A 14,134-nucleotide genomic window follows, 5' to 3' on the forward strand; every position below is an offset into this window, starting at 1 on the left:
ACTCGTTTTGCGTGGCGGTGCGGGTGGCGGCCCCCCTGCGGGAGTTACAGTCACTCCCTGGGCTGCGGGAGCCCCTTCTTATGTACGACCAGCCCGCAGGGCCTCAGTTGGGAGACGCACACGCGGCCAGTAGCAGATCGGTGGGCCGATCGGGCGGTCCGAGGGCCTCGGACGCTGTTTCGACTGTGGCCGAGCCGAGGTCGGAGAGCTTGGTGAACAGCTCCAGCTCGACAGCGGCGGCGAAGCCTTGAAACTCCAGAGCCCCGTAGTTAACTCCAGCAACAACGCCGGAGTCAACTCGGGGAGTTGTTCGACTTGACCCTGGCGCGTGGATCGAGGATGCGGTAGCGGGCGTACGTCTTCCAACGAGTTGGGTGAGGGTGATTCCACTACCTCAGCCACGGTCGTTCTCCTCTTCTCCGGCACGTACCTGCACGTTCCCACCCGCGGCGTGGCATCCGAGACGCGGCAGAAACAACGTCCACTGTGGATTCCGCCGTTGATGTTGATCGACATGATTTCCCGCACCGTCGGGGCGGTCGCAGTGGAAAGCTATGCGGCGGGAGTCAAGGATAAGAAGATCGAATCTCTCGGTCTACCCGAAAGTGCCCTCGGGGGTTGCCCGAATCTCTCGTTGCTAACGAGAGGATCGCCTCTGCAGCTGTGACCTGCTTATGTCGTTGGTGTCATGACGTTGCATGCTGGCCTGCAACGTCCAACTGCTGGCAGTCTCAGCCCGGTTCCGTGGTGGAGGTCGCGCTCGCCCGCTCGCCCGCGTGCCCAGCGTGCGCACGGCGTTGCCGGCATTCGGGTGCAGGCTCAACGCCCCGGCAGTGGCGATCAGCGCAGTCAGCCCAAGCAGGATGAAGGCTACGGTGTAGGTAGCCCCGCTACGCGCACCGAACACCAGCTCACCCAACGGTTCACCGAGCCGCAGTGCCACCGTGGCAACAGCAATGGCCAGCCCGGTAGACAACTGCTGCGTGGTGCGGCCAGTGTGTTATTGCGTTGAGTCGCCCGATTGTCCCACACCTCGACCGCGCCCGGAACCCACCGGTACCTTCAAACGCGCTGCGGACTCTCGGAAACCGCGAATAGGTGATTCACCAAAGCATCGCTCTCATCGCGCGTCAACTGCGGATCCGCCTCGTAAACATACGGTTCGCACGTGCCGAGGAGGAGGGTGCACCAGGTCGACAGAGTTGGCTGGCTGCACTGGTTCGGTCACCACGAGGTGCGCTTCGATCTTCGCACCCTGCAGGACCAGAGCATCATCAACCCGGTGGTGTTCGCGCAGCACATCTTCGATCTCGCTGAGTTCACAGTCCACGACCGGCGTCCCGCTTGGCCGGGTCGAGCAGCAGCGCCGGTACTCATCGAACCAGGGAACAGACGGGCAACACGAGATGGGTAGACGGGCAAACCATCCGCCGATCGTATGAGCTTGAGGGATACTCGAGAAGTCATTATCAATACCGGCAAATGCCATCACGGACACCAGGCGCAATGACCTGCGACACCCACTGCGATACCTGCTTGCCTTCATATCGACATGAGATCGCGAACCAGCGCAGCATGGACGGCGAGAAACCTTAGACACAAACGCTATATCTGGTTGGATGCGGCGCATGAAAGGCGATCATGAACACCGCCCTGATGGTTCCCGGCGCAGGGGCCTATTTTACGGATCCCTTCGCGCACTATTCGCGAGGACAGTGTATCGCCGCGGAACTCGCCGAAGAGATCGATGCGGTCTGCGCCGCCTACCGCGGGGAAGTGCCCGCCACTTCGGCGACCGGCCCGATTAATGGGCAAACCTCAATTGAACGCGGCGATCTTCAGGTGTTCTGGCTGCGTCGTTGTCTCATGCAATGCCTCAGTACGACGACGGAGCCGGCACCGCATTCCCGGTCCGCGCTCTTCCTCGCTGCATCTACCGAAGCCAATCACGAACTGGACGCGGCCCTCGCCGCCGACATGGTCCTCGACGGCATGGTGGACCGTCTGCCCGCTGGCCGCGCTGAAGCGCGGAGCGAGATCCGGCAACTGCGACCGGAGGCGGACCCGTGCGTGGCCTCGCCGCACGAGAAGTTCCTTCCGTACAAACAGGCCGAGCGGGCGGTGCAGGGAATTCTCCCGGAGGGCACCCCGATACTCGTAGTCGACAATATCTGCCCTTCCGGCCTGTATGCCTTTCCCGCACCGTGGGTGAACGGCCGCTGGATGGGCCCTGCCCAGCTGGCACGGTCCCCTTTGAAAATGCGCGATGCCCACGAATCGAGAGGATTTCGATCACATGGCCGCAACTGCAGTCCCTTATGGGCAACATCTCGTTACCCAAGCCCATGCCACGGAGGCGGAGCGGTTGACTGCCCTGGACGTGGAACAGGACGCCTCCGCCTACCGGCGGACGATGCGTGACCTGCTGCGGCAGGAGTTGTTCGATCCGCGACTGCGTGACGATCTGTCCCCGCGGGAGTACATGGACCTGACCATCGACCGGATGAAAGCGATCTTCCGGGAGGGGCTCGTCGACAACGACATGTGGATGGGCCAGTCCCGGGAGCACGCGTTCCGGTCCATGTGCGAGATGATGGGCCTGACGGGCGCCTTCGATTTCGCGCTCACCTCGACCATCACCGATCACCTCATCGCGGGGAGCGCGCTGTTCAACCACGGCACCCCTGAGCAGGTCGCCCGGTACCACGACGAAATCACGCGGATGCACCAGGTCTACGCGTTCTGCTGCACGGAGATCGGCGGCGGTACCAACCTGCGGGAGATCCGCACGACGGTCTCCTGGAATCGTGAGGAGCAGAGTTTCACGCTCGACACCCCCACGGACGCCGCCTGCAAGTTCTGGATCGGAAACATCAAACACGCCGCGACCGTCGGCATGGTCCTGGCCCGCCTTGTGATCGACGGCGAAGACGTCGGCCACCACTGGTTCCGTGTCCCGCTGCGCGGCGAGGAGAACGGTCCTCCCCTGCCGGGTATCACGATCCTGTCGTGTGACCCGAAGGGAGGTATCCAGGCCAACCAGGTCGGCGGTGCCCGCTTCACCGGGGTCCGGCTCCCCCGCGAGGCGCTGATGGGGCGGTACTCGCGCATCGACGCGGGCGGACGTTTTTCCAGCACGCTTCCCGATGCCGGCGCCCGCTTCGTGAAATCCATCGAGACCTTCGTCCAGGAACGTATCTTCCCGCTCAGCGCCGGAGCACGAGCCTCCGAACTCGCAGCTCACCTCACCTGGCGGTTCGCCGGTCACCGCGAAACCCGCCCCACGCCTACCCGCAGGGTCCTCCTGGACGAGCCGCTGTTCCTGGACCGCCTGTATCCGGTTCAACTGCGCTGCCTCGCGCTGCGCCTGCTGGAACGCGCCGTCGTCAGGGGCGTCGAACGCGACTGGCACACCGACCCCGGCCGTAAAAACATGCACCTGCTCACCGCGACCGGAAAATGCGGCTCCTGGCTGGTCCTGGACGTCCTGGCCGCGTGCCGCGAGATGTGCGGGTCGCAGGGGTTCCACTGCCACAACCAGATCGTCACCCTGCGGACCGACTTCGAGGTCAATGTGACCTTCGCGGGCGACAACTCCGTGATGGCCTACCAAGTGGCGCGCACTGCTCTGCGTTCAGACCGGTTCGCCTCACGCCCGCCTGGGACACTGCCCGAGCGGGTCGAGAAGGAACTGACCGAGGCGTGGCGCAGCCGTCCGGGCGGATCGTTCACCCATGCCGAGGCCGTCACGCTCGTTCACGCCCGCATGCTCGACCTCATCCTGAGCGAGCACGACGCCGACCCGCAGGTGCCGCAGCAGATCATGGACGACCTGGTAGCCGATTTCGCCGCACACCGGCTGCAGGAACCGCACCGGCCTGTGTCGGCCGACAGGGAAAAGATCGGCCTCCTGGCCGAGTTGCTCGCGCCCCTGCCCGAACTCGTCACCGCCCCCATGGTCGACGACGGCTACCTGACGGAATTCACGTCCCCAGCGCGGGCCGTAGAAATTCCCCTCCCAGCGCAGCGGGCCGTAGGAATTCCCCTCCCAGCGCAGGGGGCCGTAGGAATTCCCCTCCCAGCGCAGGGGAGGTAAACCGCCGTGGCGATGCATGCGCGGGAAGAAACGCGGACGGTGGGCGGTCTGCGGTTCCATGTACGGCGCGCTGGAGAGGGTCCGCTGATCCTGTTCCTCCACGGATGGCCGCAGACCAGCTACGCCTGGCGCCGCGTTCTGCCCGTCCTCGCGCGGGACCATACGGTGGTCGCGCCGGATCTGCGCGGATACGGGGCGTCCAGCCGGCCCCGGGGCGGCTACGACAAGCGGACCATGGCCGCGGACATGAGCGGACTCATGCACGAGCTGGGATACACGCAGGCTGTTGTGGTCGGGCACGACCGGGGCGCACGCGTGGCCCACCGGTGGGGACTGGACCGGCCACACGAGATCAGCCGCCTGATACTGCTCAGCGTCGTACCGACGCGGGAAATGTGGCGGCACATGGACGCACGGGTCGGGGCCGCGTACTGGCACTGGCTCTTCCACCTCGTCCCCGACCTCCCCGAGTTCCTCACCGAAGGAAAAGCCGGGGAGTACGTCCGGTTCATGCTGGCCGCCGGAGCATTCCGGCGCGAGGCGTTCACTGAGGCGGACCTGCGGCACTACGCGGAAGCGTACGCACAGCCCGGGGCGCTTCGCGCGAGCTTCGACGACTACCGCGCCGCTCGCCATGAGGATCTGGAAGCTGACGAGGCCGACGCGGCTGCGGGCCGCCGCCTGACAATGCCCGTGCACGTGGCGTGGGGCGCCGAAGGGCTGGTGGGGACACTGCCCGTACTCGACCTGTGGCGGGACTACGCCGCCCGGCTTGAGGGGGCGCAGATCGCCTCCTGCGGGCATTTCCCGGCCGAGGAGCAGCCGGACATCCTGGTCGCCCGGATCCGGGCGTTCCTGGCCGCTGAGAAAACTGTGGAGGAAAATTGAGGGCACTGGTCATCACCGAGGAGCGCGGGCTGCGGCTCGCGGAGGCCGAGGAACGCGAGCCGGAGCCCGGCTGGGTACGCGTGGACGTAGCGTTCTGCGCCATCTGCGGTTCCGACCTGCACCTGCGGGCAATGCCGCACCTCGTCCCGGCCGACGCGGTTCTCGGACACGAAATCTCCGGGCACGTCGCCGCACCGGGCGGGGAGCGGCTGACGGCTGGGCAGGCCGTGGTGGTGTGGCCGAAAGCGGGCTGCGGGGACTGCGACGACTGCCGGGTAGGCGACAACCACCTGTGCGCTGTACAGCCCTGGCGGCTGAGTTCCCTCGGCCTGGGCACACGCCCCGGCGGCTACGCCGAAGCCGTCGTCGTCCCCGAGCACACGGTGTACGCGGTGCCGGACGGTGTTTCGCTGGAGCACGCGGCGCTGACGGAACCGCTGTCCTGCGCGGTCCACGCGGTCGACCGCTCCGGAATTTCGGCAGCGGATACTGTCACGGTCCTCGGAGGCGGCACGGTCGGCTTCCTGCTGGCACACGTGCTGCGGCTACGGGGAGTCGAGGACGTGCGGGTGGTGGAACCGCACCCCGTACGGCGCGCACGTCTGACCGCGACCGGGATCACCACCGTGGACGTCGATGAGCGGGGCCCGGACGCAGACGTGGTGTTCGAGTGCGTGGGCTCGGTGACCGCGCTCACGGACGCGGCCCGACGCGTGCGGACACGGGGAACGATCGTCGCACTCGGAGTGAACGAGCGACCCTCAGAACTGGACTCGGTCGCCCTCATCACCAAGGAGATCCGGATCGTGGGCAGCTTCGCCCAGAACAGAGGCGCCTTCGAGGCGGCCTTGGAGCTTCTCGGAGGCGGCCGTATCCCGGTCGAGCGGATCATCACCGACGTCGTCCCCCTGGACGCCGGGCCGGTCTCAGCGATGATGGACGCCCTCACCGGACGGCCCGGAGACCACCAGGTGGTCATGATCGCTCCCGGCGGGTGACGCCGAAGAGGGTGAGCAGGGGGACTTGGGCTCAAGCCGCCTCCGCCAGCTCCTCCGCGAAATCCTCGACCGTCTCCCACAACGGTCTGACGGTGATGATGGTTCACGGGTAGTCGGTGATCAGGCGAGTGCGGTGATCAAGGAGGACCGTCGCGGCCGGCCCCAGGGCGTCGAGGATCTCGGCGCCGTTGGGGCCGGGGACTGTCCAGCACTGAACGCGAGTGTCGCCATTCTTCCCGCCGTGCAGTCGGCACTGCTTGGCACGGTGCGAGATGTTGTGGCGAAGGAATGCGGCGTCAAGAAGGTGTTCGAGCAGCTGCGCCTGGCGAAGCCAGTGACGATCGTCGACTGTGCTCGCGATGATGGATCGATGCCACCAGGCGCGGGTCCGTAACGCGCTGGAGCCTGAATGGGAGGCCAGGTTCGAAACCAGATCGTATGGATTTCGGCCAGGTCGAAGCTGTGCAGACGCCCCGGACGCGCATGGAGCACATCCGGAGCGCACGAGGACCAACACCAACGAAGAACAACGGCAATTGACCGAAACCACGCGGCACGTCGACCAACGTAGTTCGATCAGCGGCCGAGGTAGACGATGCCCCTTGATCGCCTTTGCAAGGCTGGGTTAGCGCTCTTTGAGTCGCTCCCACTCCTCAAGGACACGGGCGCTCACGGTCTTCACGGTCGGCGCGTTCGCTACGCCCGTGACCCGCTCCACCAGCGTCTGGGCCACCTCACGCATGTCCGTACGGGTGTCGTGCGACATGCTTGCGAGCAGTTCGAGTGCGTCGTGGTCATCGATCCCGTAGGCCAGCTTCAACATGCCCTTGGCCTGCTCGATCGCTGGATGGCCCTGAAGTGCCGCGTCAAGATTGGTGAAGCTATCGCGCGTCCCGGGGCTACCCCAAGGCTGCTTCTGGTCGGAGGTGTCTCGACTTTGCATGGCGTTACCGCCAATCACCTGATGTCCATTATGTCACCGCGTGGGCGAGTCAGAGCGAGGTAATCGTGTTCGGTGCGTGGTCGGGTCGGCTTGAGCATCGGCCAAAGGCGAGGCGCTGGGATTGACGTGGGGGACGGCTTACGGACAAGCGACATCAGGACGAAAGCCCGGTGAAGCGGTCGCGTTCCCGGGTGCAGTCTCAACATGGAGCGTCCCGCACGCCGCCGGGACTTTCGGGTTTATCGCGACCTTCGTATCCGGCGACGGGCGGGCCTGTGCAGTGGGTCTTGACATTGAGGGGACTGCCACGTCAGCAAACCGCCGGTATGCGATCTTCGCCCTGGATGCGGACGGCGTTGTCAGGAGCTGGAACACCGACGCCGAACGCATGAAGGGCTACACGGCCAGAGAGATCATCGGTCGGCACGTTTCGGTCTTCTACCCGCCGGATCGTGTCGCAGCCGGGTATCCGCAGAAGGAGCTGGATCAGGCAGCCGAGGCGGGCTTTTCTGTCGATGAGGGCTGGCGGGTACGTAAGAACGGCACCCGGTACTGGGCGCACGTGGTGGTCACAGCGCAGCGCGATGCCAACGGGGCCCTGACTGGGTTCATCAAAGTCATCCGAAACGACAGCGATGTCGGCGGCTTAACACTCTGAGCGGCACGATGGCCACGCCTCGCCAGCACCGAGGATGGGCGCGTTGCTGCGCATCGGTGAGGTCGGCGTGTTCGAGCAGCCGCCGTAGCTTCGTGGCGGGCCCTCGACGACGTGGAAGCCACTCTCCTGGATACGAAACGCGAAGGGCGACCCACCGCCGGGCTCATGAACCCCGACCGACTCCGCCAAACCCTCGCGCTCAATGGATCGCGAGCATTCGCCGAGTGAGGCTCAGGACGGAGTCAGGTGCTGGACAAGAACGGCGATCAAGCGCGTCGTCACTCACTCGGCGGCCTGGAATATCCGCAGGGTCACCGCCCACCCCACCGCCGCCTGGGCCACTCAACACGCCCGGCAGCTGCTGTGGCAGCTCGGTGACATGCCGCCACATTTACGCACCTCATCCGTGACCGCGACGCGAAGTTCACCGCCGCCTTCGACACAATCTTCGCCAGCGAAGGCATCACCGTCACGAAGATCCCGCCGCGCAGCCCCAACCGCAACCCGCACGCGCAACGATTCATACGCTCCGTTCGCGAGGAGTGCACCAACCGAGTGCTGATCTTCGACAGAGGCCACGCGGAGAAGATCCGCCAGGAATACGCCTGCCACTTCAACACCCATCGGCCCCACCAAGCACACGACCAGCAGGCACCCTACGTGGCGCGCGCGTCATACCGCTGCCGACAGCTCGGATCGAACGCCGACAAGCCGTGGCAGGACTCATCAACGAGTACCGCCAAGCAGCCTGACGGCCCGACGAAACCCCAGCTCACAGCCAGCGAACCCTTCTTGAAGCACTACGGGTCTTGCTGCTCCCCTCGATCGTCCCGCTGCCGGTCGGCGGGACGATCGAGATTCCAGGAGGACCAGCCGGTTTGGTCGCCGTGCAGACCAGCCGAAGCCGCGCCTACCACAGGCTGGACTTCCGGCGTACTTGCTCGCCGGACCGCCGGGGTTCGCAATCGGCCGTATCGGCGCGGTTCACAGCACACCTGCGGTACGTGGTCGCGGCAGGGACCCGGCCGCGGCACCGGCGTCCACCATTTCCGAAGAAGCGGACTCGACCACGACCCAGCCTTGCCGAGGTACTGCTTTCACCGCGAACGCGCCGCGGTACAGGTCACGTTCGAACGGTTCGATGCGGTGGTAGCAGAACACAGTCTCGGGCATGCCAAGTATGGCGGGAGCGTTTACGAAAAGCGGGATCTCGGCCAGCAAGTACCGTGCCGCCATGTTCAGCTCTTCCTCCGTGAGACTGCCGTCGGTTCTCCGCCTGCTCCTCGCGACCGATTCAGACTCGGCCAGACAGGCCTTCCTGAAGTCTTCATCCGACCCGAAGACCTCCGCAACCTCGTCCCTCGTGCGCAGGTACTCCTCGTTCTCGTTGAGCCAGGCGAAGTCGATGATCATCTGCTCGGGGGACGCGACGCCGAGCATGGCAAGCGACCCGAGTATCTTCCCGCGCAGCCTTCGTGCCTCGCGTCGCGTCTTCCGCTCTGCTTCCACCGCCGGATAGCCGCGGGCCTGCATCGTGAAAGCGGTGGTCGTGTCAGGGAGGAACACATGCAGCGACTCGAACTCGGTCACCGTCCACCGCAGGAGCTCGTCCAGTCGTGCTTGTTTGAAGTAGCTGTTGAAAAGAGCTGTGCCAACAAGGGCGTGTCGACGCCGCTGGAAGATCCGGGCGCTCTCCTCGGTCGCAGGTTCATGCCGCATCATAAGCTGGGGATCCACGTTCACGCTTCCAGCCGTCATGGGTGTATTCACGTTGTGTGCACCTTTTGTTTGGAAACTGTTGCTTCCAGCACTCTTAGACAATTACGGCGAATCTTGTACGCAAATCTGGACGCTCTCGATTCTCCGCTGCAGCGTTTCCGAATATGCGCCCGCGAGCCGCGCGCAGAACGCGGGATCCCATTCCCGCAGTAAAATCGGTTCGTCGTCTAGCTAATTCCTATACTTGGTTCCGCCCAGAGATCAAACAAGCCCTCTGCACGAATGGACACTGTCCTTTGTCTCAGAAAGGAACTTGGTCATGCCGCAGGACCCCGGCGGTTTGATCTTTTGGGCGGAAGCTCCGGTTTGTCCGGTTTAGTCTTGGTGGCCCCGGTGAAGGGGTGAGCGCAGCTATCTGTTGATCTTTCAGGTGGTTACGCCGAAGGATCGTGTCAGGAGCCGCGCTCGTGTCCACAGTATCGTTATCGTCGGTCAGTCCTGTCCTTGACCTGGTTGTGGAGCACGACCAGCGGAACGCCGGTATCCTCGCCGCACGCGGCGCGGGTGGCCCAGGCGGTGGCGCGGTTGAGGATCTCGTCGAGAACCCTGCCTGCGGGATGCCTGCGGACGAGGAACAGCTCTTGAGCTGGGAATAGATGCAGACGTTCTTCTTCTCGACGTGCCAGTAAAACATCACGCCGTTGCGCCGTAGCGGGCGTGGTACTCGGTCATGAAGTTCGAGGACCAGGACCCGAACTTCTTCGAATCCGACGCGCACGCGGTGCCCTGCCCCCACCATGCCGCGTCCCGAGCGGCGAAGGTGGCGTTCACCAGCTTCGTCACCGCGGCGCGCAGGTTGTCGACGGTGATGAAGTGCCGACGCACGTGCCGCAGCGCGGCCTCGCTCTCGCCGTGCTCGCCGGTCGCCACGATCGCGCGGATGCCCATGTTGGTGCCCAGGCGAACAGCGCGAGCAGCAGACGCCGCTGGAGGGTGGCACGGTCGATGCGCTCATAGGCGGCGACCGAGGAGAACTCATCGGTGAAGCCGGTGAGGAAGTCGGCGTTCTTCAGCACATCCAGGAGGTCGAGCACGCCCCACCGCCGTACAACCTCGTCCTTGAGGGCCGCCAGGCAGGTGGGCTCGTCCAGCGGCTCCAGCTTCGGCACCCTGATCCAGGGCTCGCCCTTGCGGGTGGTGACCTTCACCCCACCCTCCGAGCCGTCCGCGAGCGCCGCAGACAGCCGGTCCAGGCCCTGCGTCATCCGCCGCTTCAGGCCGGCGACGAACTCCCCCCGGGTCCTCGGGCTGGCGAATCGCGGCGTAGTGCACGGTGCCGGCCGACTCGAAGTCGCCGGGCAGGTCGTCCTCCGGGTTGCGCCACCGCGTCCCGCCCCCGACATAGATCTCGCGGCGGCGGATCGCATCCCGCAGGGCCACCAGCACGCACAGCTCATAGGGGATGCGCTCGGTCCTGCCCTTGTCATCGACGACCGCCTCACGCCAGTCCTTGCGGACTAGGCCGTCCATCGGCACCACGTCGCCGACGTCGTAGAAGCGGGTCTTGCCGTCGACGTCGGCGTACTTCTCCAGCAGCACGAGCGCGTCCATCACCGGCCGGTAGGCGGTGTTGTTGCACCTGAAGCCGAGCGTCCGCAGCAGTGACGGCAGCATCTGCCGGGTAGTACGAGCTGTACGACGACCGGAGCGTGGTACGGACCCTGGCCTTGAACGCCTTCTCGTTCGCCTCCGCGACCAGGTCGCGCAGCGTCTTCTCCCCGACCACCGGAAACAGCACCCTGCGCACGGTCCCCTCAGGCTGCCCGACCGACGCATCAGCGAGCTGGAAGAGGATGCCCTCCTTGCCCCGTACCTTCTTCAGCTCCGCCGTCAGCTGCCGCTCCACCCGCCGCTCGGCACGAGCATTGATCTTATGTGAACCAGAGCGACCAGCAGCTCCACCAGGGCATCGGTGATCTCCGCCTGCCGGGACGCGCACAGCGCCGCCAGCAGCATGGTCCGCACATCCTTGCCAGCGTCCCGGAAGTCCGAGGGATACATCTTGATCGCCCGCGCCCGCCCACGCGGCCACCAGCTTCTCCGAGCAGTCCGCGAACAGCCCTTCCGGCAGACCCAACCGCCGCACGGCAGTCAGCTTCGTGATCTCCGCCAGCAGCGAGTCCAGCCCCACCGCGCCCGGGTCCCGCTTCAGCGAGGCCAGCAGCGCCGTACCCTCCTCGTTGCCCTCCGCCACCAGGGTCAGCAGGCGGCCAGCGCACGCCTCGCCCAGGCGCGCGACGGTCTGCGCGCAGAAGACGCGGTCCGCCCGCGCCCGTGCTGCGGCCACGATCCGCTCGACGCGGCCCGGGGGCTCGACATGGTCGCTGCGACACTGCACAAGCAGGGCCTCGCGCAGCCGGTCCTCCACCATCTCGACCGGGCAGACCTCATCGGCGAGCCAGGCGGTCAGCCGTTCCTCGTCGGCGCGGGTCGCGGGCCGGTACCCGAGGGTCTCGCGGATCTGTGTACGGTGCCCCTTCGCCGAGCGGGACGACAGGCCGTATTTCGCCAAGTCCTCCGCGGGCACCTTGACCACGCCGGCCACGTAGTCGACCGCAGCCTGCGGGAACTCCTCCACGAACTGAGGAAACCGGCCCTCCAACTCGAAGAACTTCAGCATCAGCACGAACCCGAGCCGGGTCGGGCCGAAATTCGACCTAACGACCGGTCCGAGCCCGGGCAACGGGGATGAGGCAGAAGACGTGGTGGCTACTTTGCACCGTGGGTCAGGGATAGGAGACCGGGGCTTACTCGCGATGGCGAGCGCGGAGTCGTCAACCGTCGACACCGCGGTCAGTCTCAGTTCGTGGCCGTTCAGGAGGCCGGTCGCCACCGGCCGCGCACGGTCGGCCGCCCGCCATTGGCGCACCGCGCCGCGGGACCGCCGGTTGCGGAGGAATCCGCGGTGAAGACCGCCGCCCCGTTCGAGCTGAACGCCGCTGCGGACACCCTGCCGGCGTGGCCGTCCAGCGTCGCCAGCTGCTGTGGGTGCTGCCGGTCGCCGAGGTACCACAGGACAGCGGTGTCGTCTTCGCCGCTGGTGACCAACTTTCCCCCGTCCGGGCTGAACGCCACCGAGGTCATCCACTTGCCGGAGTGTCCCTAGAGGACGGTTAGCTCCTTGGGATTGGCCGGGTCGGTAATGTCGACCAGCACGATGTCGCCGTGTACGCCGGCGGTGGCGATCGTGTGCCCGTCCGGGCTGAACGCCGCGTCGAACAGGGTCGCGGAGAAGTGCCCCCTGATCGGCGCTGGCCGGGTAGGCCGCGTGAGATCGGAGACATCCCACAGGGTCGTCTGGTGGTCGTTAACGTCCGGAGCGGTCTCGCGGCGCGTGTCCCGGGTGGTGGCGAGCTGCAGGCCATCTGGGCTGAGGAGCACCCCGCCCGCCTGCGCCAACCCGGGCAAGGTGGCGCGGCGCTCCAAGGTTTCCCGTTCCCGTACACCGCGGATGTCCCACAGCGCCACCCCGTCGATGCCCGAGACGGCAAGCGCCTCCCCGTTTCGGCCGAACACGAGCGAGGACACGTACCTCCCCCGGTGCGCTGGCCAGCCTGCGGGGATTTCCCGGGTCGGTGATGTCCCATAGCACCACCCCTTCGTCGGTGTCCCCGATGGCCAGGGTGTTCCCGTCCGCGCTCAGCGCCAGCGAGATGCCGTCACCGACGAACTCGGGCAGCGCCCCGAGCCGTCGCCACGCCCCACCACCGCCGGTGTCCCCACAGGACCACCTCGTGGATGAAATCTGGGCTGGTCTCGACCGAGCGGCTCCGCGCCCTGGTGGCGGCCCGGTTGCCGGTGGCCGCCGTGACGAGGTTGAGTTCGTACGCGTTGAAACTCGCCGGGGTACCTGCGAAACGGGTCCGCATCAGGGTATTCACGAGCCCGGCACGGGCTTCCGGGGTGGGGCGAGCTCAGGTCTCCCGAGGCTGGACAGCAACGAGAGCCTCGGATCATTGTCCCGCAGGTCCTCGGCTGCGGTGATCAGCTCCCGGCCGACGGCGACGCGCCGTTGCTGGTCAGTCTGCTCGCGTTGCCGGACAATGAGCGCAGTCGCCATGACGACGAGCACCAGCAACGCCGAAGCACCGCGGCCGCGGCCAGGCCCCCCGCTGGCGCCGCTGGCGCCGGTACTGGCCGTCAATCCGCTCGGGATCCTTCCCGGTCACACCGGAGACGAGATCCGCTACCTTGCTCCGGAATGCCTTGTCCCTGACGGTCGGCCGCGCCTTGGCCCGCCGCAGGTAGACATAGTTCGGCGCCTCGGTGAGCCAGTCTTCGAGGCCTCCCGGCAGCGCCGTTGTCCCCGACCAGTCGATCTCCTTGTTCCGGATGCGGATCGGCCACCCGTCAGCACGATCAGCAGCGTTTCCGCCTCGCGATTCCGCTTCCAGAAAACAACTCCCGAAATCCTCGCACAAATCGCCGAAATTCGAGACGGCACACTTCGGGACGATCACCCAAGATCCACAACAGCATAAAAAGCCCGCTGACCTGCACTTACGTGCCGGTCAGCGGGCTTCCGCCAACGTCGGGCTGACAGGATTTGAACCTGCGACCCCTTGACCCCCAGTCAAGTCCACAAGAGACAGTGACCTGCGAAACCGAAAAAAGCAGGGCAAAACGCTTCCGTTCACAGCCCGTTCCATGCTGCTCCTACGCTACATCCCTCGCTTCAGAATTGCTCCTGCTCCCGCAAGCCAACATGGACACGGAACCGACACCCTGAACGGTGTACGTCAACGTTGCCGAGCGGTGCGCTGGCTGAGTTT

The 14,134-nt window shown here is 65.8% G+C and carries 15 protein-coding genes, 1 tRNA gene and 2 pseudogenes; 7 read left to right on the top strand and 11 right to left on the bottom strand.

Annotated elements, in window-relative coordinates; translation table 11 throughout:
• The first annotated feature begins 1,641 nt into the window (after positions 1–1,641).
• The 5 genes from DL519_RS16135 to DL519_RS16155 all read left to right on the top strand — a co-directional run bounded on the left by DL519_RS16135 (position 1,642) and on the right by DL519_RS16155 (position 6,376).
• Positions 1,642–2,421, top strand: a complete 780-nt coding sequence (locus tag DL519_RS16135) for a hypothetical protein (RefSeq protein ID WP_190815974.1) — start codon at positions 1,642–1,644, stop codon at positions 2,419–2,421.
• Entirely contained in the window at positions 2,366–4,096 is a 1,731-nt protein-coding gene (locus DL519_RS16140) for an acyl-CoA dehydrogenase family protein (protein ID WP_223839082.1), read from the top strand. The genes DL519_RS16135 and DL519_RS16140 overlap by 56 nt, the downstream gene beginning before the upstream one ends.
• A gap of 12 nt (positions 4,097–4,108) precedes the next feature.
• Positions 4,109–4,984, top strand: a complete 876-nt coding sequence (locus DL519_RS16145; RefSeq protein WP_190824010.1) for an alpha/beta fold hydrolase — start codon at positions 4,109–4,111, stop codon at positions 4,982–4,984.
• On the top strand, positions 4,981–5,982 hold the full coding sequence (locus DL519_RS16150) for a zinc-dependent alcohol dehydrogenase (RefSeq protein ID WP_190815976.1): 1,002 nt from the start codon (positions 4,981–4,983) through the stop codon (positions 5,980–5,982). Before DL519_RS16145 ends, DL519_RS16150 begins: the two co-directional genes overlap by 4 nt.
• 133 nt (positions 5,983–6,115) lie before the next feature.
• The gene (locus DL519_RS16155; RefSeq protein ID WP_190815978.1) at positions 6,116–6,376 is read left to right on the top strand and encodes a hypothetical protein; all 261 of its coding nucleotides are present in this window, start codon (positions 6,116–6,118) and stop codon (positions 6,374–6,376) included.
• Positions 6,377–6,607: 231 nt separating this feature from the next.
• Here the strand turns inward: DL519_RS16155 and DL519_RS16160 are convergent, their stop codons facing one another.
• A complete protein-coding gene (locus DL519_RS16160) occupies positions 6,608–6,943 on the bottom strand; it encodes an ANTAR domain-containing protein (protein WP_190815980.1) in 336 nt (111 codons plus the stop codon).
• A 103-nt stretch (positions 6,944–7,046) separates the two neighbouring features.
• Between DL519_RS16160 and DL519_RS16165 the strand changes: the two genes are divergently transcribed.
• Both DL519_RS16165 and DL519_RS50005 read left to right on the top strand, forming a co-directional pair.
• Positions 7,047–7,583, top strand: coding sequence for a PAS domain-containing protein (locus DL519_RS16165; protein WP_223839084.1), 537 nt, complete (start codon positions 7,047–7,049; stop codon positions 7,581–7,583).
• A gap of 462 nt (positions 7,584–8,045) precedes the next feature.
• Positions 8,046–8,228, top strand: a pseudogene (locus DL519_RS50005) (integrase core domain-containing protein); the annotation flags it as partial.
• A 339-nt stretch (positions 8,229–8,567) separates the two neighbouring features.
• On the opposite strand, the gene DL519_RS16175 reads toward DL519_RS50005, so the two are convergent.
• The 10 genes and pseudogenes from DL519_RS16175 to DL519_RS16205 form a co-directional block, all read right to left on the bottom strand.
• On the bottom strand, positions 8,568–9,341 hold the full coding sequence (locus tag DL519_RS16175; protein ID WP_190815982.1) for a tRNA-dependent cyclodipeptide synthase: 774 nt from the start codon (positions 9,339–9,341) through the stop codon (positions 8,568–8,570).
• 654 nt (positions 9,342–9,995) lie between these two features.
• Positions 9,996–10,250: a transposase gene (locus DL519_RS46535; RefSeq protein WP_223839086.1), complete on the bottom strand. Its 255-nt coding sequence runs from the start codon at positions 10,248–10,250 to the stop codon at positions 9,996–9,998.
• An 87-nt stretch (positions 10,251–10,337) separates the two neighbouring features.
• Positions 10,338–10,901: a hypothetical protein gene (locus tag DL519_RS46540; protein WP_223839088.1), complete on the bottom strand. Its 564-nt coding sequence runs from the start codon at positions 10,899–10,901 to the stop codon at positions 10,338–10,340.
• Positions 10,801–12,231 (bottom strand): DUF4158 domain-containing protein, encoded by a 1,431-nt coding sequence (locus DL519_RS46545; RefSeq protein WP_317891366.1) that lies wholly within the window; start codon positions 12,229–12,231, stop codon positions 10,801–10,803. The genes DL519_RS46540 and DL519_RS46545 overlap by 101 nt, the downstream gene beginning before the upstream one ends.
• On the bottom strand, positions 12,177–12,410 hold the full coding sequence (locus tag DL519_RS16185; RefSeq protein WP_397545056.1) for a hypothetical protein: 234 nt from the start codon (positions 12,408–12,410) through the stop codon (positions 12,177–12,179). The genes DL519_RS46545 and DL519_RS16185 overlap by 55 nt, the downstream gene beginning before the upstream one ends.
• Positions 12,384–12,452: pseudogene (locus DL519_RS50010) on the bottom strand (hypothetical protein); the annotation flags it as partial. The pseudogene DL519_RS50010 and the gene DL519_RS16185, both read right to left, overlap by 27 nt.
• A gap of 12 nt (positions 12,453–12,464) precedes the next feature.
• Positions 12,465–12,890, bottom strand: a complete 426-nt coding sequence (locus tag DL519_RS16190) for a WD40 repeat domain-containing protein (protein ID WP_190815986.1) — start codon at positions 12,888–12,890, stop codon at positions 12,465–12,467.
• A gap of 131 nt (positions 12,891–13,021) precedes the next feature.
• On the bottom strand, positions 13,022–13,231 hold the full coding sequence (locus DL519_RS16195) for a hypothetical protein (protein ID WP_190815988.1): 210 nt from the start codon (positions 13,229–13,231) through the stop codon (positions 13,022–13,024).
• Positions 13,232–13,239: 8 nt separating this feature from the next.
• Positions 13,240–13,506, bottom strand: coding sequence for a hypothetical protein (locus tag DL519_RS16200; protein ID WP_190815990.1), 267 nt, complete (start codon positions 13,504–13,506; stop codon positions 13,240–13,242).
• A 387-nt stretch (positions 13,507–13,893) separates the two neighbouring features.
• Positions 13,894–14,005 (bottom strand) — tRNA-OTHER (locus tag DL519_RS16205).
• Between the last annotated feature and the right edge of the window lie 129 nt (positions 14,006–14,134).

Source organism: Saccharopolyspora pogona, assembly GCF_014697215.1.
In the GTDB taxonomy this organism is placed as follows: domain Bacteria; phylum Actinomycetota; class Actinomycetes; order Mycobacteriales; family Pseudonocardiaceae; genus Saccharopolyspora; species Saccharopolyspora hattusasensis.